The sequence below is a fragment of the Salinivibrio sp. MA351 genome (genome assembly GCF_001996065.1).
Taxonomy (GTDB): Bacteria; Pseudomonadota; Gammaproteobacteria; order Enterobacterales; family Vibrionaceae; genus Salinivibrio; species Salinivibrio costicola.
Genome location: NZ_MUFG01000005.1, coordinates 62,314 through 85,341 on the forward strand (window position 1 = coordinate 62,314; position 23,028 = coordinate 85,341).

Genomic DNA, 23,028 nt, shown 5'->3' on the forward strand with positions numbered 1-23,028 from the left:
ATGCTCAACCCTTCTCGAACCTGGCCGGGCAGTCTCGCGGCCAGCTTGGTCGTGTTATTAATTGGCAGCGCACTCTGGGCGCTGTTCTTACACAGTCAAGACTTGAAGCTGTCCGCCCTGTGGCAAGATGCCTATCTGCGCCATGTCACGCTGTTTAGCTTTAAGCAGGCTACCTTATCTGTGGTGCTCAGCGTTGGGCTCGCCATTCCTGTGGCCCATGCGCTGGCTCGGCGACAATTTCCAGGGAAAGCTTGGCTACTCAAACTGTTTGCCATGACCCTGGTGCTGCCGGTATTGGTGGGCGTGTTTGGATTGGTTGCCATCTACGGCCGCAGCGGTTGGATTGCACAAGCCTTCGCGCAATTTGATGCGGCGATGCCATTTTCTCTCTATGGCTTAAGCGGCATTTTGCTTGCGCATGTTTTCTTTAACCTGCCTTTTTCGGCCCAATTGATGGTGCAGGCCTTGGAAGGGATCCCGGCGGATCAAAGGCGCCTGGCAACCCAGCTTGGTCTAAGAGGCTGGCAACGTTTTCGCCACCTTGAATGGCCTTATCTGCGGCAAAGTCTACCCCATGTCGTCGGACTGGTATTCATGCTGTGTTTCACCAGCTTCGCCACCGTGATGGCATTAGGCGGTGGCCCCAAAGCGACCACCATTGAATTGGCTATCTATCAAGCCATTCATTTTGATTTTGACTTACAAACCGGTGCCGCTCTGGCGCTGTGGCAAATGCTCTTGTGCGGCACCTTTGCTTTTATTGTGCAAACACTGACTCGGCCGATTGCCAACACCCCCAGCGAAGTGCAACCGCTTCCATCGGCACTCGATAGTCGCACGGCGAAGTGTTGGGACAGTCTCTGGATTGCGCTGACTTTATTGTTGGTTCTACCACCTCTCGGGGTTGTGATCGCGCGTGGCCTTAACCCTAGCGCGTTAATTGTGCTGAACGACACAGCATTATGGCAAGCCACCATGCATTCACTGCTTATCGCTACCGGCGCAACCGTCTTGGCCTTCGTGTTGGCCACCTCTGTCATCTTAGCCAGTCGTCATTGGCGCTTGAACGGGCGTAAGAAACAAGCGAATGGCATTGAAACGTTAGGGGCGATGATTTTAGTGGTACCCAGTATTGTCCTCAGTACCGGGATTTTTTTACTGTTTCGCCAGTTTAGCGATGTATTCAGCTTGGCGCTGTGGTTGGTGATGGCCGTGAACGCCCTGATGGCGTTGCCCTATTTAATAAAAGTACTGAGCGCGCCCGCCTATCAACTTGCCCAGTCCTATCACAATCTTTGCGCTACCTTGGGGCTAAAAGGTGTCAACCGTCTACATCTTATCGAATGGCAGTGTTTACGCGCCCCGATCGCGCGCGGCGTGGCGGTGAGTTTTGTGTTATCGATGGGCGATCTTAGTGCGATCGCACTTTTTGGTAGCCAAAATTTTCAAACCCTGCCGCTCTATTTGTTTCGCTTGATGGGGAGCTACCAAATGGACGCAGGCGCTGCCGCTGCCATGCTATTACTGCTTACCAGTTTGGGTTGCTATGCCCTAATCACTCGTCTGATCCAATGGAGACACGCATGCTGACGCTTTCCAATGTCCACTATCGTTACCAGCAAGATTGGATGATCTTTGATGCCCAAATAGCCCCTGGAGAGATTGTGGCCGTGCTCGGGCCCAGCGGTGCAGGAAAAAGCACCTTATTATCACTGATTGCTGGGCTGATCGCGCCAGATAGTGGCGAGATCACCATTGATGGCAAGCCCGTCACCACGACACCCGCTCACCAGCGGCCACTGTCTATTTTGTTTCAAGAACACAACGTATTTACCCATTTGTCAGTATTCGACAACATGGCGATTGGCTTGTCTCCCTCGCTTAAACTCACGGCCACACAGCAAGAGGCCGTGCGCCATGCTGCACACGCGGTAGGGTTGACCGATTATTTATCTCGTCTACCCAGCCAACTATCGGGCGGCCAACGCCAACGCATCGCCTTGGGGAGAAGCATCGCACGCAACCAGCCTTTATTACTGCTCGATGAACCCTTTTCGGCACTTGATCCGGCGCTAAAACAAGACATGTTAGCCTTGGTCAAACGTACCGCTCAAGAACAAGGCACGACGGTGGTAATGGTCACTCACCATCCAGACGATGCACAAGCGATCGCCAATCAATTTATCTATCTCGATAATGGCCGAATCCAGCTTCACGATCCGGTTGATACGCTCAAGACACCGCCAGCCATCATGCGTGATTATATCGGTGTCACGGCGTAACCCCATCAGTGGCGGCATAGAGGCCGCCACCTTGATGGTTAAAGGTTCTCTTCGGCAAACTCAGCCAGCCGGCTTCGCACCACACCATTGAGGTACACGCACGCACTGCCTTCAAAGTTTTTAAACCGCTCAACAATGTAAGTCAGTCCGGATGTTATAGGTGTCAAATAGGAAGAGTCGATTTGCGCTAAGTTCCCCGAGCACACTAACTTAGTCCCCTCCCCACAACGGGTGATAATGGTTTTAAGCTGAGAGGCGGTCAGGTTTTGACACTCATCCAAAATCACAAACGCGTTTTGAATCGAGCGCCCGCGCATAAAGTTAATCGATTTAAACTGCAGATTCGCTTTTTCCATAATGTAGCGCATCGAACCGTCGGTGCATTCATCATTCATGTGTAACGCTTCGAGGGTATCGGTCACTGCGCCGAGCCATGGCAGCATTTTCTCTTCTTCTGTCCCGGGGAGAAAACCAATCGACTCGCCAATATCTGGCGTATTACGGGTAACGATAATCTTATCGTACATGCCCTTTTCTACCACTAACTCTAATGCCGCAGCCATGGCTAAAATCGTTTTCCCACAGCCTGCAGGCCCTGTCAGAATGGTTAAATCAATTGTGGGATCAAGCAACGCATCCATTGCCATGCCTTGATAGATATTTTTCGGTTTAACATCCCAAGCAGCACGGTGCATTAATCGCTCTCGACTGAGATCTTTGATGATCGCTTTATCACCATCAATGGCTTGCACTCGTGCGGCGAAGTCGTCACTTTCATCCAATAAGTACTGGTTCACAAAAGGCGTTTCTAATAGCTCAGCCGGTAATGTGTGGCGTGTTTCGGAGCCATAGGCCTGGCTGTCGCATTGCCCCACTTTATCCCAAAAACTGCCCGCACATTGATGGAAGCCTTTGGTGAGCAACCGAACATCATCAATCAGTTGGTCGGTACGGTAATCCTCGACATACATCACCCCCGCCCCTTTGGCGCGCAGGCGCATATTGATATCTTTGGTCACCAGCACAACTTTGCGCGGTGAGCGTTTGGTTTGAAGGTATAACACCGCATTTAAAATGCGATTATCGCCCGCTTTATCAGCAAAGGCATGGACCGTTTCTTTAATCTCAAAATCAGCCAGAATAGAGACGGTACCCGTCGCATCGCCTTTACCGACCACAATGCCCTCGCCAATTTCATCGGGTGTGGCTTCTTTAAAGATATCTTCCAAGGCACGAATCGCCACTCTGGCATCCCGAGAGACATCACGCTTGCTATCTTTAATACGGTCAAGCTCTTCGAGGACGGTCATAGGAATCACGACATCGTGTTCTTGGAAGGAATAGATGGCGAAAGGTTCGTGGAGGAGAATGTTAGTGTCTAATACAAACAGCTTCCGGTCGGCGTCGCCCATAGGCACCTCCTGTGTCGGCAATTCACTGTCGATGACAGCGCTTAAAGTAAGCATAGACCTGGCCGTTGCGCATCGCCCAACTTGTTTGATTGTGCCAGTTCACGTTTTCATCTTTGCCGCGCGTTGATGACGTTTGTATGTCAAGACGATCTTTGCCGCGATTGATGGAGTTTCATCGTGACCCTCCTCACAAGTTCGAGTACTATTGGCGACCAATTTTTTCAGTGCCACACTGAATAACACACTATTTAATCGGGTTGCGTTTGCGCGGCACCGAGTCTTTCGACAATCGAGTTAATTCAGAGGTTTTCCCTTATGTCATTTGCGCTTGGACAACGTTGGATCAGTGATACGGAGCATGATCTTGGACTGGGCACTGTGGTGTCCGTTGATGGCCGTACCGTGACCCTAATGTTTCCTGCTAGTGATGAAACACGGCTGTACGCCAGCCATGATGCGCCCGTGACTCGGGTGATGTTCAACCCCGGCGATGAGGTAGAAAGTCACGAGGGCTGGACCATGACCGTCTCGCGCGTTGAAGAAAACGACGGGGTGTTGACCTATTACGGCTATCGCGAAGACACCGAGGAAGACGAAGTCTCGCTGCGCGAAATCTTACTCAGCCATCAGATCCGCTTTAACAAGCCGCAAGACAAACTCTTTGCCGGTCAACTTGACCGCATGGATCGTTTTGCGTTGCGTTATCGGGCGTTAACCAATCAGCATCAGCAGTTGCGTAGCCCTCTACGGGGGTTGACGGGGATGCGTGCTGGGTTAATTCCTCACCAGCTTTACATTGCCCATGAGGTGGGTCGTCGTCACGCACCGCGGGTTTTGCTCGCGGATGAAGTCGGCTTAGGGAAAACCATTGAGGCGGGCATGATCATTCACCAGCAAGTGCTTGCAGGCCAAGCCGAGCGGGTACTGATCGTGGTTCCAGAAACCTTGCAGCATCAGTGGTTGGTCGAGATGATGCGCCGCTTTAACCTGCACTTCTCTATTTTTGACGAAGAGCGCTGTGTCGAGGCCTTTGCTGACTCACCCAACCCATTTGATACCCAGCAACTGGTGTTATGTTCACTGGAGTTTTTACGCAAAAACCGGCGTCGCGTCGAGCAAATCTGTGACACCCATTGGGACTTATTGGTAGTGGACGAAGCACACCATTTAACCTGGACACCAACGGCACCGAGCCGTGAATATCAGATTATCGAAAGCATTGCTGAGCATACCCCTGGGGTGTTGTTACTCACCGCGACCCCTGAGCAGTTAGGTCAGCAAAGTCATTTTGCGCGTTTACGCCTGCTCGACCCTGATCGTTTTTATGATTATGACGCCTTTGTTGAAGAAGCCGAACAATATGCCCCTGTCGCCGAGGCGGTTGAAGCGCTACTTGCCGATGCCCCGTTAAGTGATAATGCCCAACGTAGCATTCGGGCGCTATTGCAAAGTGACGAGCTTGATGAACGCTTCAGCGCCATTGATAGCGATGATGATGCAACCAAGCACACCGCTCGCCAACAGCTGATTGATGATTTAATGGATCGCCACGGTACCGGGCGCGTTTTGTTCCGTAACACGCGGGCTGCCATCAGTGGCTTCCCGAGCCGACATCTGCACATGCACCCTATGGCGTTACCGAGCCAGTATCAAACTGCCATGCGGGTGGCGGGCATGATGGGAGGCACAAGCTCGAGCGAACAAAAAGCGGTACAAAATCTTTATCCTGAAGATATTTATCAGCAGTTTGAGGGCGATAGTGCCAGCTGGTGGGGCTTTGACCCACGTATCGATTGGTTGCTGGATTATTTAAAAACCCACCGTCGCGACAAAGTACTGATCATTTGCTCACGCGCGCAAACCGCACTGACGCTTGAGCAGGCCTTGCGCGAGCGTGAGGGGATCCGTGGCACCGTGTTCCATGAAGGCATGTCGATTGTTGAGCGTGATAAAGCGGCAGCGTACTTTGCCCAAGAGGAAGGCGGGGCTCAAGTCTTGATTTGCTCTGAAATTGGCTCAGAAGGCCGGAACTTCCAGTTTGCCCATCAGCTGGTGATGTTCGACTTACCGATGAACCCCGACTTGCTCGAGCAGCGCATTGGTCGCCTTGATCGTATTGGTCAGCGTCAAGATATTGCCATTCACGTTCCTTACCTTGAAGGCACAGCGCAAACCATTTTAGCGCGTTGGTATCACGAAGGGCTTGACGCCTTTGAGGATACCTGCCCAACCGGCCGTGCGGTGTTTGAGCAGTATGGCGAGACATTGTTAACCCTGTTAGCCAATAACCAACATGATGATGCGCTAAATACGCTCATTCACGATAGCGCCGCCATGAATCAACGCCTTAAAGCAGAGATGGAGCAAGGCCGCGATAAACTGCTCGAGATGCACTCACACGGCGGGGAGGCTGCCAAGAAGCTGGCGCAAACCATCGCCGATCAAGATGGCGATACGGGCCTTGTCACCTTCACGCTCGGTCTGTTTGATACCATCGGCGTTAATCAAGATGACAAAGGTGAAAACGCCATCGTGGTCAAGCCGTCGGAGCAGATGATGGTGCCCAGTTACCCTGGCCTACCAACGGATGGGTGCACACTGACCTTCGACCGCGATACGGCACTCAGTCGCGAAGATGTGCAGTTTGTCTCTTGGGAGCACCCGATCGTGCGTGGCGGTATCGACTTATTGCTGAGCGAAAACATCGGCACCACCGCGGTCTCTTTGCTCAAAAACAAAGCGCTGCCTGTGGGAACCCTGTTTGTTGAACTGATTTACACCATTGATGCACAAGCCCCTAAATCGTCGGGTATTCATCGCTTTTTACCGCAAACGCCGGTGCGGTTGCTTTTGGATGCGAACGGCAATGATCTCTCAGCCAACGTTGAGTTTGAATCGTTTCATCGCCAGCTCAGCCCGGTGAATCGTCATTTAGGCAGTAAAATGGTCAACTCGGTTCAGGCCCAAGTCCACCAGCTGATTGAGAAAAGCGAACCGCTGGCCCAAAAAGCCTTGTCTGAGATTCAAACGGCCGCCCACCAAGAGATGGACAGCGAGCTGAATCAGGCCTTAGCACGGCTCGATGCACTGAAAACGGTTAACCCCAATATTCGTGATGATGAGCTCGACGCACTACGCGATCAGATCAGTACCTTGTCGCATCATATTCAACACGCACAAGTCGATTTAGACGCCCTGCGTTTGATTGTGGTCAGCCACCAATAATCACCCTTTGAACGAAGGCGGGGCCAACCGGCCCCGAACCCTTATATGGCAATCATTGAGTATCATCCTCCCACTACACCTTGGCTCGATATCTTGTATCAAGATGCCGATCTGGTGGTAATTAATAAACCCAGTGGATTATTGGCTAACCCTGGCCGTGATCCTGCGCATTACGACAGTGCGTGGTCACGGGTTAAAGCCGAATTCCCGGACGCAGAGCTGGTCCATCGTTTAGATATGTCGACCTCTGGCGTCATGGCGTTTGCCGCGCACAAAGCCGCTGAGCGACACCTTAAAGCGCAATTTCGCGAGCGCGTGCCCACCAAGTTGTATTACGCCGAAGTGTGGGGGCACCCTATACACGACGAGGGAAATGTCGATCTACCCTTGATTTGCGACTGGCCCAATCGCCCCAGACAGAAGGTCTGTTTTGAACACGGCAAGCCCTCGCAAACGCACTACCGCTGTTTGCATCAGCATGCACAGACAAGCTTAATGGCATTGTATCCTCTCACCGGCCGCTCTCATCAGCTCCGTGTGCATATGCAGGCCCTTGGGCATGGGATTGTCGGCGATGAGTTTTATGCGCTGCCAGAAGCCTTTGAGTATGCCTCTCGCCTTCATTTGCATGCCGCAGAATTAAGCATTTTGCATCCTGTCACTGAAACGCCGATGCACTTTCAAGCGCCCTGCGCATTTTATCCGCAGATGCCGAATAATCGACTAGCGAGTGAGTATCAGCTTGCGCCTGCTAACCTCACAGGCTGACCATTAAGGTTTGCAGAAAAGCTACTAATCTCACATTCTAGGGCCATGCATTGAGACACGGAGAACAACATGGCTCATCACACCCCCATCAAGGTGGTTTTTCTCGATAGAGACACCATTCCTGCTCACATTACGCTGCCAACGCTTCATCAACCCCATCATTGGCAATCCTACCCTGCCACCGCTCCCGGTGACGTGATCGATCGCCTGCAACATGCCGATGTGGCAATCACCAATAAAGTCGTGATCAATGAAGCAATACTGACTGCACTTCCCAAGCTAAAACTGATCGCGGTCGCGGCAACCGGGGTCAACAATGTCGATTTAGCGGCTTGTCAGGCACACGGCGTACAAGTCTGCAACGTACAAGGGTATGCCACCCAATCCGTGCCCGAGCATGTCATGGCTCTGATTTACGCCTTAAAACGTCAGCTGATGGGTTATCATGCCGATGTGCGTCAAGGTGAATGGCAAAAACGGGGCCAGTTTTGCTTTTTTACTCACCCGATAGGCAGTGTTGCTGGCAGTACCTTAGGGATTATTGGCAAAGGCGCACTAGGAGAAGCGGTCGGGCAATTGGCCCAGGCCGTAGGCATGAAAGTCATGTTTGCCGAGCATCAAGGGGCGAGCCATTGCCGGCCAGGCTATCAGCTCTTTGAACAAGTGATTCAACAGGCTGATGTGCTGTCGCTGCATTGCCCGTTAACCGACAAAACCCGACACTTGATTAATCAAGACGTGTTGGCCAAGATGCCACAGCATGCCATTTTGATTAATACTGGCCGCGGCGATCTCGTGGATGAACAGGCCCTGTTATGCGCGTTAAAACGCGGCCAAATTGGTGGTGCTGGCTTGGATGTGCTCAGTCAAGAGCCCGCCCCCGACGCACATCCGTTAGTTGCAGCATCATTACCCAATCTTATTGTCACCCCGCATATTGCTTGGGGCGCTGACGAAGCCGTTCACACTCTGGCACAACAGCTGATCGCCAACATTGATGGGTTCTTTCGTGGTGCACCACAACACACCCTGATTGATGCGCTTGATTGATGATCGCGACGATTAATCAACCTAACGAGCCCGCTATATATCGCGGGCTTTTTTCACTACGTCGTACGCTTTTTGGATTTCTTGCGCTTTTTCTTTCGCCATCTCCATCATTTCTGGCGGCAAACCTTTCGCCATCAATTTATCGGGGTGATGCTCATTCATCAGTTTCCGATACGCTTTTTTCACCTCCTGAGAGGAAGCAGAAGCGTCAACACCTAATACATCATAAGCATCGTCGATTTCATTCTGCTGCGGCGGCGCACCGGGGCCATCGGATTGATGCTGCCAGCCGCCTTGATAGCCTTGGCTAAAGCGAAACGCAGCTTCTTGCATTCGCAGACGCTGTTCCAGTTGCTGTGGCGAAAAGCCCAGCTTTTCGGCAATTACATACAAAAGTTCACGCTCTTTAGGATGGATCTCACCATCGGCAAACGCAGCTTGTATCTGCATTTCCAAAAAGACACGCGATAAGTCACGTTGCCCCTGGCTTAAGGCACGAATACCGTTGAGGGTTTCATCCAGCGGAAAGTCACTGTCTTTTCCCTCGCGAAACGCCTGCTGGGCCAGTTGCCTAGCTTCACCTTGCAACTGCATGCGATCCATCAATAAGCTGGCGAGCTGAATTTCTTGTTGCGTCACCTGCCCTTTAGCTTTCGCCATATGTCCCATCACGGCAAAGGTGCCATGGAAAAAAACACGTTGTGCTTGTGGCCCTTGGCCACCCAAACCGCCGAAACGCGCGCGCTGTTTCGCTTTATCAAACTGATGACCTAAGAAAAGGCCAAGAAGAAAACCGATTGGGCCTCCCAACAATGTGCCGAGAATTGCCCCAATTACCTTGCCATTTAGTCGCATGCCATGGTCTCATTGCTAGTTTCACACCCTGCACATTTAAAGGTGATGCCGGGCGCAAATTGATTTATGATAATCGCATTTTGCAGCCAAAGCATACTGATGCGTTGCCTTCGTGTACACCACGCAATCAGATAAAACAGGAATGTCTTCTTCAATGTCACCGACTGCACGTAGCTTTTTAGCCACCATGATCAGCTTGGCGCTCTACGGCCCAGCCCTTGTGTTTGCCAACACAGACCCAGCGACTCAGCCTTGCTCTGACAAGGAGGCCCAGTGCGTTCCGGCCAGCGAGCAGACACAGGATGTGAATAACGCCCCCATTCGTGTGGTCGCAGATCGTGCTGAGGCGCAGACCAACGACAAAGCCATCTATAGTGGCAATGTCGAAGTCACGCAAGGCCATCGAAAGATGACGGCCGATACCGCAACCTTACGCGATCCAGAGCGGATCGTTACGGCACAAGGGGATGTGGTGTTCAATGATGGCCAGATGATGGTGACATCAGATTATCTACAAGCCAACCTCGAAAGCGAAGACACCACGCTGAATAACGCCCAGTATAAGATGCTATGTACCCCAGGACGGGGCGAGGCGAAACGGGTGTTTAAAAACGGCACCACCTTCTACGAGCTTGAGGATGGCACCTATACCACGTGTCCAGATGAAGATAAAAGCTGGCGGTTTTCTGCCTCAAAAATTGAGAAAGAAGACAGCAGCTTATTTGCTGATCTTTATCACCCTAGATTTGAGGTAATGGACGTCCCGATCTTTTATCTGCCTTATTTGCGTGTACCGGTAGAAGAAGGTCGGCTGACAGGCTTTTTATATCCGTCGCTTACTTGGAGTGATCGTGATGGCATCGAGATGGAAACGCCGTTTTATTGGAATATCCATCCGCAACTGGATGCCACACTCACGCCCAAATATATGTCTGAGCGAGGCGTTCAATTAAAGACCAACATTCGCTACCTTACACCAATAGGAAGCGGGTCGCTTTACTCTGAATACCTGCCTGACGATCAACTCAACCCCGAGCTCGATTCACGTTGGGGGTTCAACTGGCAACATAGCGGTGTACAAGATCACTGGCGCTACGAAGCAGATTACAGCAAAGTCAGTGATATCGCTTACTTTCAGAGCCTGGACTCTAATGTGGGCAAACGAGAAGACAACACGCTACTCCAAACGGGCGAGATCAGTTATCGCGGTTTAGATTGGAACAGTACAGTTCGTGTTCGCGACTTCCAAGCGCTAACAGAAGGCACCAGTGTCTATCGCTTGATGCCACAAGTGGATCTTAACTACTACGCGCCACAAGTCACGGATTGGCTCGATATTAGTGTGCCTGCGCAATTTAGTGTATTTGCTAACGATGATCCCAATAAACCCGAAGCCACCCGGACACATTTAGCCCCGACCCTAACGCTGCCATATACCCGCCCTTGGTTTAATGCCACGGCGGAAGCCAGCATGCTGTATACGCACTATGATCAGCGCTTTGATAGCGCCATTCAGGATGCAGAATCTAATGCGGAGCTGAGTCATTCAGTCGAGCGAAAAGTCCCCACTCTGCGCCTGCACTCTGGCGTTGTCCTAGAGCGTAACTTCTGGGCCATGGGCGGTCATTTCAGCCAAACTATCGAGCCGCAAGTCCAGTATTTGTATATTAAAGATGTGGATCAAGACGGTATCTATAACCCGGTCAACTTTAGTGGCGGCGGTTATGATACCGCACGCTTGCAAACCGACTACTACGGCCTATTTCGCGGTAATCAATTCAGTAGCATTGATTACATTAATCCGGCAAACCAACTCACCTACGGCGCGACGACCCGCTTTTATGATGGCGGATATAAAGAGCGTCTGAATTTGTCCTTTGGGCAAATTTACTACTTTGACCAACCGTCTAACCAAGATGCAGAGACCTTTGATTATTCGTCTTGGGCGTTAGAAGGGGAAGCCAACATTGATGACAACTTGTTTGTCCGCGCATCGATGCAATATGACAGCAACTTACGCGAAATGCAGTTTGGTAACGCGATTGCTGAATATCGCCGCGGCCAGTTTTATGCACAAACCAGTTATCGCTACGTCGCACAAGAATATATTGTCTCGACGCTGCCAAACCGAGACATCAGCCGGCTCACCGATGATGGCCTCTCACAAGCTGGCGTCGTCACAGGGTTTCCTCTCGGCGGCGGGCTAAGTTTTACAGGCCAATACTGGCGCGACCTTACCCAAGATGTCATGTTGGAAAACCAAGTTAGCCTCACCTATCGCTCAGACTGTTGGGTCGTCGGGTTAAGTTACAACGAATACTTAATGTCGCGCGCTGATATTAACGCCGATCCGGTTTACGACAACAATGTTACCTTGTCATTCAGCTTACTCGGATTGGGAGCTGACAGTGGCTTTAACTTTAACACTGACTCAGGCAATGCTCTGGGTTATCGTGATCCCTTTGCATTAAAGAACTAACACGCCTTATTGTGGTCTGGACTGTTGAACCTATGAAAAAAAGTGGACAAAGCATGAACAAATGGAGTCACGCCCTCATCACTGGCGTTTTAGTGTTGCTGACCCCCTTAACCCAAGCAGCACCTCAAGAGCTAGATCGCGTCATCGCCGTTGTGAATGATGGTGTGGTGCTGAACAGTGAAATGACGGCCATGCGCCAAACGGTCACCCGTAATGCGGCCAACGGAGATCGTGAATTACCGCCTCAAGACGTTCTTGAAGAGCAGATGCGCGAGCGACTCATTGTTGAAGAACTACAGCTACAGGAAGCAAAGCGGCTAGGCATCCAAATTGACGACAGCCAGTTACAACAAGCGATCAAAAATATTGCTAAAGAGCAATCAGTCAGTGTGAATGCTCTGCGCGACAAAATGGCAGAGCAAGGGATCGCATGGGATCAATATCGCGAGCAAGTTCGCCGAGAGCTCACGATTTCAGAAGCGCGCAATGCACAGGTACGCCGCCGTATTAGCATTTTGCCGCAAGAAGTTGAGACATTAGCCAGTCAGCTTAACGAACAGCAGATGCAAAAAGTGCGTTATAAGCTCTCTCACATCCAACTCAAATTGGATGATGACGCGGACAAAGCTGAACGTGACGCGGTGAAAAAGCAAGCGTATCGCTTAGTCGATACATTACGTCATGGCGGCAACGTGGCGGAGCTGGCGATGGAATATTCTAAGGGACCCAAAGCACTTGATGGCGGTGATTGGGGCTGGTTGCGCCTAGAAGAAATGCCAACGATTTTCGCCGACCAAATTACCAACCAAGGAAAAGACGCTATTATCGGGCCATTTCGCAGTGGTGTGGGTTTTCATATTTTGAAAATCGATGATGTGCAAGGTTTGGAAACGGTCGCCGTTACCGAAGTTAAAGCCCGCCATATTTTGATCAAACCCTCGATCGTACTCAGTGATAAAGGAGCGAAAAAAGAGCTCAATCAGCTGATTGCACAAATCGAGCGTGGCGAACAAACCTTTGCCGACCTCGCCAAACAATATAGTGATGACCCGGGCTCTGCCGTTAACGGGGGGGACTTAGGCTGGTCAACCACAGAAGCTTATGTGCCCGCGTTTAAAGCCAAAGTCGATAGTTTGCCAAAAGGTCAAATTAGTGAGCCTTTTAAGACCGTGCATGGCTGGCATGTGGTTGAAGTGACCGATCGTCGCGATGTCGATAAAACCGATGCGGCGGTTAAAAACCGTGCTTACCGTATGCTGTTTAACCGCAAATTTAATGAAGAAGCGCAAGCCTGGCTGCAAGAGCTGCGCGCGGGTGCCTATGTTGAGGTGATCAATGATGACAGCTGAGCGTATCGCAATCACCCCTGGCGAGCCGGCGGGCATTGGTCCGGATTTGGTCTTAGCAATGGCCCTGCTCTCTTGGCCACATCAGCTGGTAGCCATCGCCAATAAACAGATGCTGGCAGCGCGAGCCGAAGCGCTCAATCTCGCCGTGAGTTTGCGGGACTATGACCCATCAGCACGGCCTCGCCCTCATCAAGCAGGGGAGCTGGTCGTTGCAGATATCCCGATGGGCGCAGATGTTGTGCCAGGCGAGTTAGATGAGGCCAATGGTCGCTATGTGCTCGACACGCTGACTCGTGCGGCAGAAGGAAATATGACCGGCGAATTTGCAGCGGTTGTCACCGGGCCTGTCCATAAAGGGATCATTAATCGCGCCGGCGTTTCCTTCAGCGGTCATACTGAGTTTTTTGCCCAACACGCCAACGTCAACCAAGTGGTGATGATGCTGGCCACCGAAGGCTTACGTGTCGCGCTGGTGACGACGCACATCCCACTCGCCTATGTGGCTAAAGCTATTACCCGTGAGCGCTTGCATGACGTCATTGCGATTTTGCATCAAGACTTACAACAAAAATTCGCCATTAAGCAACCGCGCATTTATATCTGCGGTCTCAATCCGCACGCGGGAGAGGACGGCTGCTTGGGTCGAGAAGAAATCGACATCATTGAGCCAGCGCTTGATGAGTTACGCCAACAAGGCATGGATATTATTGGCCCACTGCCCGCCGACACCCTTTTTCAGGATAAATATTTGCAAGACGCCGACGCTGTCTTAGCGATGTATCACGACCAGGGCTTACCTGTGTTAAAATTCAAAGGATTTGGGCGCTCGGTGAATATCACCTTGGGCCTCCCATTTGTTAGAACATCAGTAGATCATGGTACCGCATTGGATTTAGCGGGTACCGGTACGGCGGATACAGGAAGCCTGCGGACGGCCATCTCCCACGCCATTGAATTAGTAGATAGCAAAGCATGAGCGATAAAGTCCATCAAGGCCACCGTGCCAGAAAACGTTTCGGACAAAACTTCCTAAACGACCCGTATGTCATCGACGGTATTGTCGCGGCAATCAATCCTTTATCCGGTGAAAACCTGGTAGAGATTGGCCCGGGTTTAGGCGCATTGACCGAACCGGTGACCGAACAAGTCGATCACCTCAACGTGGTCGAACTCGACCGCGATCTTGCCGCGCGCCTGCGAAGCCATCCATTTATGGGACCAAAGCTGACAGTTCATGAAGCCGATGCCATGGCGTTTGATTTCGCTGAGCTGGCAAAGCAGGGGCCTCTGCGCATTTTCGGTAACTTACCGTACAATGTCTCCACCCCATTGATGTTTCATCTCTTTTCCTTTGCTGACCACGTACAGGATATGCATTTCATGCTACAAAAAGAGGTGGTAAAACGTTTGGCCGCAGGCCCAGGCACTAAAGCCTATGGCCGCCTCACGGTCATGGCACAATACTACTGTAAAGTGGTGCCCGTGCTGGAAGTACCGCCAAGCGCCTTTAAGCCAGCGCCCAAGGTTGATTCTGCGGTCGTTCGCCTCGTCCCACATAAAACCTTACCGCATCCAGTCACTAATTTGTCGTGGTTGGAACGTGTTTGTCGTGAAGGCTTTAATCAACGCCGCAAAACTATCCGGAACGGTTTCAAATCGCTGGTCGATGTTGACACCTTAACCGAGCTCGGAATCGATCCCAGTTTACGTCCAGAGAACATGACACTGGCGCAATTCTCTAGCCTCGCAAATTGGTTAGATGCCAATCACTCATCATAAACAGGAGTCTTGACTTGCAAGCCACTGAACCCGCGCAATTCGAGGTCCACGTCGCCACTCAATACGTGGAAGACCAATCGGAACCAGACCATGAACGCTTTGTCTTTTCCTACACGGTCACGATTAAAAATGTAGGAGACGCCCCCGCACAGTTGATGCGAAGAAAGTGGCTGATCACTGACGCTAATGGCAAGGAGTTGGAAATCGAAGGTGAGGGTGTTGTCGGCGAGCAACCTAAGATTGCCGCAGGCGAAAAGTATACCTATACCAGTGGTACCATCATTGAAACGCCTGTTGGGGTGATGCAAGGGTTTTATACCATGCAAGATCAAGATGCGCAGTCTTTTAAGGTCAATATTGCACCTTTCCGTCTCGCGCTCCCCAACATTCTTCACTAACTCCTCCAAGGAGGCATATGGCTACCTATCTTGTCGGGGACATCCACGGCTGCGATAAAGCGCTACATGCTTTATTGGCTGAAGCTGACTTTTCGCCGGCCCGAGATACGCTTTACTCGGTCGGCGATCTCGTCGCACGCGGTCCCGATTCCCTCGCAGTTTTACGGTATTTTTATCAGCTTGGTGAATCCGCAAAGTTGGTATTGGGCAATCATGATCTCCATTTGCTGGCGGTCGCCAATGGGATTAAACCCGTCAAAGCAAAAGATAAAACGCAACCTATCTTTGATGCACCAGACGCAGACAGACTATTAAACTGGCTGGCTCAACAGCCGCTAATACGCGATGTACCCGCACCAGACGGCGGGTTTCTGCTGACCCATGCCGGCATCAGTCCGCAGTGGGATAAATCGACTGCCGTCGCCTGCGCCCGTGAGGTGGAAGCGATTCTGCGGAGTGAAGACCAAGTTTGGTTATTGGAGAGTATGTACCATGACAGCCCTGATCAATGGGATGCTACGCTGACCGGGGTAGCACGTTATCGCTATATTATTAATAGCTTCACGCGGATGCGTTTTTGTTCCCCTGACGGGCGTTTGGATATGCAGTGCAAACTCCCCCCTGATCAAGCCTTAGGCAGTGGCTTAGTACCATGGTTCGAGGTACCTAATCGCCAACCGCTTGAGCAAGCCGTAGTCTTTGGTCATTGGGCGGCATTGAATGGCACTATTCAGCCCAAACTTTATGGGCTAGATACCGGCTGTGTCTGGGGAGGAAAGTTGACGCTCCTGCGTTGGGAAGATAAAGCCTGCTTTACCGTTCCCGCCGAATAGACAAAAGGTTAAGCGCGGTCCCAAACCGTAAAGGTAAGAGGGTGCGCATTTTTTTCATCCACGGGATGCGTGCCGACCTCGGTTTTTGACCATCCGGTTCCCCATTCAGGAAAACGGGTATCACCGTCAACGTCTAAATCGATAAAGGTGAGATACAAACGATCAGCTTGAGGTAAAAACGCCTGATAAATAGTACCGCCGCCAATCACCATCACTTCTTCATAGCCAGCCACCACTTCAAGCGCTTGCTCGGGAGAGCGCACCACAGTCACGCCCTCGGGCGCAAAGTCCGCATCACCACTGATCACCACATTGACACGCTTAGGCAGCGGGCGTCCAATCGACTCAAAGGTTTTACGTCCCATCACCACAGGGTGGCCCAGTGTTGTACGCTTAAACCACGCTAAATCAGCGGGCAAGTGCCAAGGCATTCGATTGTCTTTTCCGATCACGCGGTCGTTTGCCATTGCGGCCACTAAACTAATTCGCATTGCGCTCGCCTTCCTCGATTAGATCACTGGTCGGCGACGATAAAACAATAGCCCAGGCATCGCAAGACCAATTGCCAACGCGGAGAGAATAAAGCCAGCGCTGAGTAAGTTTTCAATCAAACTGGCCCATAGCGCCGGGCTGTAACCTTGGTTATTAATCGTCACTAGCGCGATCATGGCTTTAAACGCGTACACCCCTGGAATCATGGGAATAATTGCAGCGACGGTAAAAACCTTCGGGTGAGCCAGGAAGCGCTGAGACCAATACACGCCCAGAAAACCAATCGTGGTCGCACCGGCCAGTGTCGCCCACTCAATCGCCACCCCCGACTCCATCAGAACAAAGCGTAAACCATGCCCAACCGCACCGCCATAAGCACAATACTTAAGCGCTTTCACCGGAACATTAAAGACTAACGCAAACCCCACGGCAGGGATCATCGCAAAGAACATATCTTGCAATAACGCCACAAGTAAGGTCATAACCAGCCCCATGCATCTACCAAGTTCATCGCCCCCACAATACCCATTGCCGTGGCAAGGGTCAGTAATGACGCCATGGTCCAACGTGCGATCCCCATATCCACAAATCCTTTCATCATATCCGAGACGGCATTAATAAAGGGATACCCAGGGACCAGCATCAAGACAGATGATGCCATGATCAAAAAAGGCTCATTGCCCCATCCCATGATGGTTCCCGTGCTGGATAGGAGAGTGGTCACCATAGCGGTCACTGCAAAGGTCAAAAAAGGGTTAAAGTGACGGTGGGCGATAAGTTGCCGAACCCGCATGCCGGTGGCAGAGGCGACAAAGGTCAGCGCAAACACCACGGCATCGCCGCCAGCTAACCGGCTAAAGGCGGCACATGACAAGCCTATCATCCCAACAACGAGCCAAGGAGGGTAACGGAATGGTTTGATACGGCTTAAGCGTTTACGTACCGCTAACGCGTCGAGAAAGCCCTTCTCTGCTAAGATCACGGTCCGCTGTATATCTGTTACAACTTTCATGTTAATACCACGATCTGGGCTACGTCTTGCCGTGGTAATACAATGACCATGACTCAAGGTGGTCACCACCAACGAGCTGGCGGATAACGACAGCTCAACACTGTCTAACCCTAACGCACGACCGAGCCGGATACTTACATCACTGACAAGTTTGCTCTCCGCACCATGCTGTAATAGCCGTTGCCCAACTTCAATCACTAAACGTGATATCGCGCGTTGCTCTGGCTCAGTAAGTCGTTTTGTCACCCAAAATCCCTCTTCTCTCTCTGCGACGCCTTCAGTATTGGCGATTGGCTCATGCCAGTCTTTGATGCAAATAAAAGTCTCTTCAATTGTTCGCTAAATCACGGACAAAAAAAAGCCGCTGCAATCGGCAGCGGCGTGAGTCTGATTATGGCTTGTAGATGATCTCGACGTCGTAGTCGTCTTCGTTCCAATCATCCCAGTCATCATCGTTATCGTCGTCTTGCTTGAGCTGTTGTTCGTGATGATCATCCCATTTAAAGGCGACGGTTTCATCTTCAGGCTCAACCTCTGGCTTCGGCGCAGGCAGTGCCTCAATCGACGCCATCAGATCATAAATAAGCGGTTGCACATTCGCTTTATTGATCGCCGAAATCGCATAATGCTTATCGTCCCAAGCGAGCGCATCAAGCACACGCTCAATCTGAGCTTGGGCCTCGTCTTCCGGCATCAGATCGACTTTATTGAACACCAACCAACGCGGTTTATCGGCAAGTTTCTCACTGTATTGGTTTAGCTCATCAATAATGGTAAACGCATTATCAACCGGATCGGTACCATCAACGGGTAGCAAATCAATCATGTGTAACAACACACGACAGCGCTCAAGGTGTTTTAAGAAGCGAATCCCTAGCCCTGCGCCGTCTGCCGCGCCTGCAATCAAGCCGGGAATATCAGCCACGACAAAGCTTTTGTCTGCGGCGACACGAACCACCCCAAGGCTTGGCACCAAGGTGGTAAATGGGTAGTCAGCCACTTTCGGTTTGGCAGCCGATACCGCACGAATAAAGGTCGATTTACCCGCATTCGGCAAGCCAAGCATACCAACATCGGCAAGCAGTAATAGCTCCAAACGCAGTGCACGTACTTCACCTTTCGTGCCCATGGTTTTTTGTCGAGGTGCACGATTGACCGAGGACTTAAAGCGTGTATTTCCGAGGCCATGGAAGCCCCCTTTCGCCACCATAACCTGCATACCATGCTCGGTAAGGTCTGCGATCACTTCACCCGTGTCTTCATCGATTGCGCGCGTCCCCACCGGCACGTTCAAGACGCGATCCTCGCCGCGTTTCCCGGTGCAGTTGCCGCCTCGACCATTCTCACCACGTGCCGCGGCATGAAAACGTTCAAATTGATAGTCAATCAGGGTATTCAGGTTTTCGTCGGCAAGCAGGTAAACGTCACCACCATCACCGCCGTCGCCGCCATCTGGGCCCCCTTTAGGCACATACTTTTCACGCCGGAAGCTGACGGTACCATTGCCCCCGTCACCGGCATCGACGCGAATAATCGCTTCATCTACAAACTTCATGCTAACTTCTCCGCACCAGTTATGAATGCCTATGGCGTCTCACAACCAGCCTTATCCCAGATTAGTGAATGGTGATCATATCGATCTTAGGATCATTTTTCAGCGTTGGCCGATTATCTGCGTACCGTGATGAGGCGGTGGCTTGATCGGTGATCCCCAGACACAATAAAAAGCCCCGCCATAAGGCAGGGCTTCAAAAATTCGCGTTGCGTTGAAGCTTATTCAGCTTCGATAGTAACGAATTTACGGTTATGACGACCTTTGGTCTCGAACTTCACTTTGCCGTCTGACAGAGCGAATAGAGTGTGGTCTTTACCGCAACCTACGTTGCTACCTGCGTGGAACTTAGTGCCACGTTGACGCACGATGATGTTACCTGCTAGTACAGACTCACCACCGAAGCGCTTAACACCTAGGCGTTTACTTTCTGAATCGCGGCCGTTTTTAGTGGAACCGCCAGCTTTTTTGTGTGCCATCTCTTCTCTCTCCTACTCTTAAGCGCTGATGCCAGTGATTTTGACTTCAGTGAACCACTGACGGTGGCCCATGTGCTTGCGAGAATGTTTACGACGACGGAACTTAACGATATTCACTTTATCGCCGCGACCGTGAGTAACAACTTCTGCTGTTACGGTTGCACCGCTAACAAAAGGCGCGCCAACTTTAACGTCTTCGCCGTTTGCCACTAGCAATACTTTGTCAAGTTCTACACTTGCGCCAGTTTCAACGTCTAGCTTTTCCAAGCGAATAGTCTGGCCTTCGCTTACTCGGTGTTGCTTACCACCACTTTGGAAAACTGCGTACATGTTTTACTCCGCATTTCCGCACGGCCTGCTGCATTTATGAACAACAAGGGGTGCGCATATAATTCATCAATAGGGCGCGAATTCTACGGTAGAAATTAATTAGAGGCAAGAGGGTAACGCAAGAAAATTGGTGAAAAGCTGCTCAGCATTCATTCCCACACATTTTACCGGTGTGATCGCTATCTCGTCACACGTTATCTGGTGTACCATGTCAGTCTTAATACCCGCTCTAGTGCCGATACTGACGAAAGATCCATCACCGTCTGTACGTATTAGCGATCGTGACTCACACCTTACATGGGGTAAGTTGTGCATCGTTAGCTCGGCAGGCAAGTAACTAGGACAACGCCCGGATATATACATGGATTTCAAATCAATCCAAGCCTTGATCAGTGATGACATGGCGCAGGTCGACCAAAAAATACTCGCTCAGCTCAATTCTGATGTCGCGCTGATTAATCAGCTTGGTTTTTACATCGTTAACAGCGGTGGCAAGCGTTTACGTCCCATGTTGGCCATTTTGGCCGCGCGTGCATTGGGTTACCAAGGTGATAAACACACCACCGCAGCCGCTTTCATTGAGTTTATCCACACTGCCACTTTGCTTCATGATGATGTGGTCGATGAATCCGACTTACGCCGTGGTAATGCCACCGCCAATGCTTTATTTGGCAATGCGGCAAGCGTCTTGGTGGGGGATTATATTTATACGCGTTCATTTCAGATGATGACCAGCTTACGCTCACTGAGAATTCTTGATTTGATGAGTGAAGCGACCAATGTCATTGCCGAAGGTGAGGTGTTGCAGTTAATGAACTGTAACGATCCCGACACCAGTGAAAGCAGTTACATGCAGGTGATCTATTCAAAAACGGCGCGTTTGTTTGAATCTGCGACACAGATAGGGGCAATTCTCAACCAAGCGGATACTGATACGGAAAAAGCCCTGCAAGATTATGGCCGTTACCTGGGGACTGCGTTCCAGCTCATTGATGATGTCATTGACTACACCAGTAAAGATGATGAGATGGGCAAGCAAACCGGTGATGATCTGGCTGAAGGCAAACCGACGCTGCCTTTGCTTCATGCAATGCAGCACGGCAGTGATGCTGAATCAGCGATGATTCGCGACGCGATCGAAAAAGGGAACGGACGCGACAAACTCGACGCTATTTTAGCGTGTATGGACGCCTGTGGCTCGCTCGCTTATACCCGTGAACGCGCAGAGCAAGAAGCAGAAAAAGCGGTCCGTGCCCTCGATAGCCTTTCTGATTCGCCCTACAAACAAGCCTTAGTCGCGCTCGCCAAGTTGGCCGTTGATCGCAATACTTAAGTCAACGTAGAACTTAGTCAGCACAGAGCTTAGTCAGCACAGAACTTAGGCAACGCAGAGCTTAGTCAGCGCAGACTTCACCGCAGTGATGCCTCGCTATCACGCTTGTGCCTACATGTAAAAAGCGGCGCCCTAATTGGACGCCGCTTTTTTCGTTCTTGCCGTTTATTTTGCGGCGAACTCTTCACCCATTTGGATATCGTTATGCAGGGTGTCTAACATCTTGTCCATCGCTTGCTGTTCAAAGGCACTCAGCTCACCGATGTCTAAGATTGCCTCGACACCATTTTTACCTAAATGTACAGGCTGCGCGAAAAAGCGTGCGTGTTCACCGCTGCCTTCAACGTACGCACATTCAACCACATTAGCTTCACCTTGCAACGCTCGCACTAAAGACAGGCCAAAACGGCATGCCGCCTGTCCCATGGATAGGGTTGCTGAGCCTCCCCCTGCTTTCGCTTCAACCACTTCCGTCCCTGCGTTTTGAATACGTGGCGTCAGTGACTCCACTTCTTCTTGACTGAAGGTAACGCCTTTAACTTGCGATAATAGTGGCAAGATCGTCACACCTGAGTGGCCACCGATCACGGGAATGGAGACGTCACGAGGATCCATGCCTTTAAGCTCGCCGATGAAAGCTTCAGAACGAATCACATCCAGCGTCGTCACACCAAACAGTTTGTTTTTGTCATAGACGCCTTTCGCTTTTAAGACATCCGCAGCAATCGCTACCGTGGTATTGACTGGATTAGTAATAATACCAACACAGGCTTTTGGACACACATCGGCGATTTTTTCCGCCAATGACTTAACAATACCTGCATTGACATTGAACAAGTCAGAGCGATCCATGCCCGGCTTACGTGCTACCCCTGCAGAGATCAGCACAACATCGGCCCCTTCTAGCGCCGGGGTTGGATCTTCACCGCTAAACCCTTTAATGCTGACGGGGGTCGGAATATGGCTCAAATCGACGGCCACACCGGGCGTCACCGGTGCGATATCATATAACGCCAAGTCGGAACCGGCTGGCAGGTTATTTTTAAGTAGTAGGGCTAAGGCTTGACCAATGCCTCCCGCAGCGCCAATCACAGCAACTTTCATGTCGTTCTCCTTTCGATATTTCTTATTGTCCGGATCCGGTCCGGCTTCTGTTCGGGCACAAATCGCCCATCAATGGTGCGAACTGTTGCTTCATCATATGCCCGGGTATACCCCCACTCAAGCTTCGGGCGGTGATGATCAGCCTAAGCTCTCATTTTTTCGCTCACCCTCGAAACCGGTGTGCGTTCAAGGCTTAGGCGAGACGTAACAACAGTGATATTGTCGCCATTTTAGGCGCGCAATGATTGCTCCTGATTGCATGTATATGCAAAATAGCTACTCGTTTGTCATTACGA

General features: G+C 51.1%; 21 protein-coding genes. 12 read left to right on the forward strand and 9 right to left on the reverse strand.

All coding sequences use genetic code 11. The features are described 5' to 3' along the window. Both thiP and thiQ read left to right on the forward strand, forming a co-directional pair. The gene (thiP, locus tag BZG78_RS04615) at positions 1-1,590 is read left to right on the forward strand and encodes a thiamine/thiamine pyrophosphate ABC transporter permease (protein WP_077660511.1); all 1,590 of its coding nucleotides are present in this window, start codon (positions 1-3) and stop codon (positions 1,588-1,590) included. Then, on the forward strand, positions 1,584-2,282 hold the full coding sequence (thiQ, locus tag BZG78_RS04620) for a thiamine ABC transporter ATP-binding protein (protein ID WP_021023364.1): 699 nt from the start codon (positions 1,584-1,586) through the stop codon (positions 2,280-2,282). The genes thiP and thiQ overlap by 7 nt, the downstream gene beginning before the upstream one ends. Positions 2,283-2,320: 38 nt before the next feature. On the opposite strand, the gene BZG78_RS04625 is transcribed toward thiQ, so the two are convergent. Further along, a complete protein-coding gene (locus BZG78_RS04625) occupies positions 2,321-3,694 on the reverse strand; it encodes a PhoH family protein (RefSeq protein ID WP_077660512.1) in 1,374 nt (457 codons plus the stop codon). Between the two features lie 315 nt (positions 3,695-4,009). Here BZG78_RS04625 and rapA point away from each other — a divergent pair, with 315 nt between their 5' ends. The 3 genes from rapA to BZG78_RS04640 all read left to right on the forward strand — a co-directional run bounded on the left by rapA (position 4,010) and on the right by BZG78_RS04640 (position 8,737). Next, positions 4,010-6,919, forward strand: coding sequence for an RNA polymerase-associated protein RapA (gene rapA, locus BZG78_RS04630; protein WP_077660513.1), 2,910 nt, complete (start codon positions 4,010-4,012; stop codon positions 6,917-6,919). Positions 6,920-6,964: 45 nt separating this feature from the next. Then, on the forward strand, positions 6,965-7,687 hold the full coding sequence (gene rluA, locus BZG78_RS04635; RefSeq protein WP_077660514.1) for a bifunctional tRNA pseudouridine(32) synthase/23S rRNA pseudouridine(746) synthase RluA: 723 nt from the start codon (positions 6,965-6,967) through the stop codon (positions 7,685-7,687). Between the two features lie 69 nt (positions 7,688-7,756). Further along, a complete protein-coding gene (locus BZG78_RS04640; RefSeq protein WP_077660515.1) occupies positions 7,757-8,737 on the forward strand; it encodes a D-2-hydroxyacid dehydrogenase in 981 nt (326 codons plus the stop codon). A gap of 33 nt (positions 8,738-8,770) precedes the next feature. On the opposite strand, the gene djlA is transcribed toward BZG78_RS04640, so the two are convergent. Beyond that, on the reverse strand, positions 8,771-9,592 hold the full coding sequence (gene djlA / locus BZG78_RS04645) for a co-chaperone DjlA (protein ID WP_021023359.1): 822 nt from the start codon (positions 9,590-9,592) through the stop codon (positions 8,771-8,773). Positions 9,593-9,746: 154 nt separating this feature from the next. On the opposite strand from djlA, the gene lptD reads away from it, so the two are divergent. Genes lptD through apaH form a run of 6 tightly spaced genes read left to right on the forward strand, consistent with a single transcriptional unit; the run spans position 9,747 to position 16,430 of the window. Continuing rightward, a complete protein-coding gene (gene lptD, locus BZG78_RS04650; RefSeq protein WP_077660516.1) occupies positions 9,747-12,071 on the forward strand; it encodes an LPS assembly protein LptD in 2,325 nt (774 codons plus the stop codon). Between the two features lie 53 nt (positions 12,072-12,124). Beyond that, positions 12,125-13,420 (forward strand): peptidylprolyl isomerase SurA, encoded by a 1,296-nt coding sequence (gene surA, locus BZG78_RS04655; protein ID WP_077576497.1) that lies wholly within the window; start codon positions 12,125-12,127, stop codon positions 13,418-13,420. Next, the gene (pdxA, locus tag BZG78_RS04660) at positions 13,407-14,396 is read left to right on the forward strand and encodes a 4-hydroxythreonine-4-phosphate dehydrogenase PdxA (RefSeq protein ID WP_077660517.1); all 990 of its coding nucleotides are present in this window, start codon (positions 13,407-13,409) and stop codon (positions 14,394-14,396) included. Before surA ends, pdxA begins: the two co-directional genes overlap by 14 nt. Then, positions 14,393-15,199: a 16S rRNA (adenine(1518)-N(6)/adenine(1519)-N(6))-dimethyltransferase RsmA gene (gene rsmA / locus BZG78_RS04665; RefSeq protein WP_021023354.1), complete on the forward strand. Its 807-nt coding sequence runs from the start codon at positions 14,393-14,395 to the stop codon at positions 15,197-15,199. Before pdxA ends, rsmA begins: the two co-directional genes overlap by 4 nt. A gap of 14 nt (positions 15,200-15,213) precedes the next feature. Next, complete coding sequence (gene apaG, locus BZG78_RS04670) at positions 15,214-15,597, forward strand: Co2+/Mg2+ efflux protein ApaG (protein ID WP_021023353.1); 384 nt, start codon at positions 15,214-15,216, stop codon at positions 15,595-15,597. A 17-nt stretch (positions 15,598-15,614) separates the two neighbouring features. Continuing rightward, a complete protein-coding gene (apaH, locus tag BZG78_RS04675) occupies positions 15,615-16,430 on the forward strand; it encodes a bis(5'-nucleosyl)-tetraphosphatase (symmetrical) ApaH (RefSeq protein ID WP_077660518.1) in 816 nt (271 codons plus the stop codon). Between the two features lie 8 nt (positions 16,431-16,438). Here the strand turns inward: apaH and folA are convergent, their stop codons facing one another. The 6 genes from folA to rplU all read right to left on the reverse strand — a co-directional run bounded on the left by folA (position 16,439) and on the right by rplU (position 20,295). Further along, positions 16,439-16,921, reverse strand: a complete 483-nt coding sequence (folA, locus tag BZG78_RS04680; RefSeq protein ID WP_077646016.1) for a type 3 dihydrofolate reductase — start codon at positions 16,919-16,921, stop codon at positions 16,439-16,441. Between the two features lie 18 nt (positions 16,922-16,939). Continuing rightward, positions 16,940-17,404 carry a threonine/serine exporter family protein gene (locus BZG78_RS04685; RefSeq protein ID WP_077660519.1) on the reverse strand — a complete coding sequence of 155 codons (465 nt, stop codon included), beginning with the start codon at positions 17,402-17,404 and terminating at the stop codon, positions 16,940-16,942. After that, positions 17,401-18,180: a threonine/serine exporter family protein gene (locus BZG78_RS04690; protein WP_077576487.1), complete on the reverse strand. Its 780-nt coding sequence runs from the start codon at positions 18,178-18,180 to the stop codon at positions 17,401-17,403. Before BZG78_RS04690 ends, BZG78_RS04685 begins: the two co-directional genes overlap by 4 nt. 145 nt (positions 18,181-18,325) lie before the next feature. Beyond that, on the reverse strand, positions 18,326-19,489 hold the full coding sequence (cgtA, locus tag BZG78_RS04695; RefSeq protein ID WP_077660520.1) for an Obg family GTPase CgtA: 1,164 nt from the start codon (positions 19,487-19,489) through the stop codon (positions 18,326-18,328). A gap of 218 nt (positions 19,490-19,707) precedes the next feature. Then, a complete protein-coding gene (gene rpmA / locus BZG78_RS04700; protein WP_025675203.1) occupies positions 19,708-19,965 on the reverse strand; it encodes a 50S ribosomal protein L27 in 258 nt (85 codons plus the stop codon). An 18-nt stretch (positions 19,966-19,983) separates the two neighbouring features. Continuing rightward, positions 19,984-20,295: a 50S ribosomal protein L21 gene (gene rplU, locus BZG78_RS04705; protein ID WP_021023346.1), complete on the reverse strand. Its 312-nt coding sequence runs from the start codon at positions 20,293-20,295 to the stop codon at positions 19,984-19,986. 361 nt (positions 20,296-20,656) lie between these two features. Between rplU and ispB the strand changes: the two genes are divergently transcribed. Continuing rightward, positions 20,657-21,628: an octaprenyl diphosphate synthase gene (gene ispB, locus BZG78_RS04710; protein ID WP_021023345.1), complete on the forward strand. Its 972-nt coding sequence runs from the start codon at positions 20,657-20,659 to the stop codon at positions 21,626-21,628. Between the two features lie 165 nt (positions 21,629-21,793). On the opposite strand, the gene mdh is transcribed toward ispB, so the two are convergent. Further along, positions 21,794-22,732, reverse strand: a complete 939-nt coding sequence (gene mdh / locus BZG78_RS04715) for a malate dehydrogenase (RefSeq protein ID WP_077660521.1) — start codon at positions 22,730-22,732, stop codon at positions 21,794-21,796. Between the last annotated feature and the right edge of the window lie 296 nt (positions 22,733-23,028).

Excerpts from the sequence above, each read along its gene's own strand:
- rpmA (WP_025675203.1), bottom strand. The coding sequence starts at position 19,965 with ATGGCACACAAAAAAGCTGGCGGTTCCACTAAAAACGGCCGCGATTCA.
- rluA (WP_077660514.1), top strand. The coding sequence starts at position 6,965 with ATGGCAATCATTGAGTATCATCCTCCCACTACACCTTGGCTCGATATC.
- mdh (WP_077660521.1), bottom strand. The coding sequence starts at position 22,732 with ATGAAAGTTGCTGTGATTGGCGCTGCGGGAGGCATTGGTCAAGCCTTA.
- rplU (WP_021023346.1), bottom strand. The coding sequence starts at position 20,295 with ATGTACGCAGTTTTCCAAAGTGGTGGTAAGCAACACCGAGTAAGCGAA.
- BZG78_RS04640 (WP_077660515.1), top strand. The coding sequence starts at position 7,757 with ATGGCTCATCACACCCCCATCAAGGTGGTTTTTCTCGATAGAGACACC.
- folA (WP_077646016.1), bottom strand. The coding sequence starts at position 16,921 with ATGCGAATTAGTTTAGTGGCCGCAATGGCAAACGACCGCGTGATCGGA.
- rapA (WP_077660513.1), top strand. The coding sequence starts at position 4,010 with ATGTCATTTGCGCTTGGACAACGTTGGATCAGTGATACGGAGCATGAT.
- surA (WP_077576497.1), top strand. The coding sequence starts at position 12,125 with ATGAACAAATGGAGTCACGCCCTCATCACTGGCGTTTTAGTGTTGCTG.
- BZG78_RS04625 (WP_077660512.1), bottom strand. The coding sequence starts at position 3,694 with ATGGGCGACGCCGACCGGAAGCTGTTTGTATTAGACACTAACATTCTC.
- thiQ (WP_021023364.1), top strand. The coding sequence starts at position 1,584 with ATGCTGACGCTTTCCAATGTCCACTATCGTTACCAGCAAGATTGGATG.
- lptD (WP_077660516.1), top strand. The coding sequence starts at position 9,747 with ATGTCACCGACTGCACGTAGCTTTTTAGCCACCATGATCAGCTTGGCG.
- rsmA (WP_021023354.1), top strand. The coding sequence starts at position 14,393 with ATGAGCGATAAAGTCCATCAAGGCCACCGTGCCAGAAAACGTTTCGGA.
- cgtA (WP_077660520.1), bottom strand. The coding sequence starts at position 19,489 with ATGAAGTTTGTAGATGAAGCGATTATTCGCGTCGATGCCGGTGACGGG.
- thiP (WP_077660511.1), top strand. The coding sequence starts at position 1 with ATGCTCAACCCTTCTCGAACCTGGCCGGGCAGTCTCGCGGCCAGCTTG.
- djlA (WP_021023359.1), bottom strand. The coding sequence starts at position 9,592 with ATGCGACTAAATGGCAAGGTAATTGGGGCAATTCTCGGCACATTGTTG.
- BZG78_RS04685 (WP_077660519.1), bottom strand. The coding sequence starts at position 17,404 with ATGACCTTACTTGTGGCGTTATTGCAAGATATGTTCTTTGCGATGATC.
- pdxA (WP_077660517.1), top strand. The coding sequence starts at position 13,407 with ATGATGACAGCTGAGCGTATCGCAATCACCCCTGGCGAGCCGGCGGGC.
- ispB (WP_021023345.1), top strand. The coding sequence starts at position 20,657 with ATGGATTTCAAATCAATCCAAGCCTTGATCAGTGATGACATGGCGCAG.
- apaH (WP_077660518.1), top strand. The coding sequence starts at position 15,615 with ATGGCTACCTATCTTGTCGGGGACATCCACGGCTGCGATAAAGCGCTA.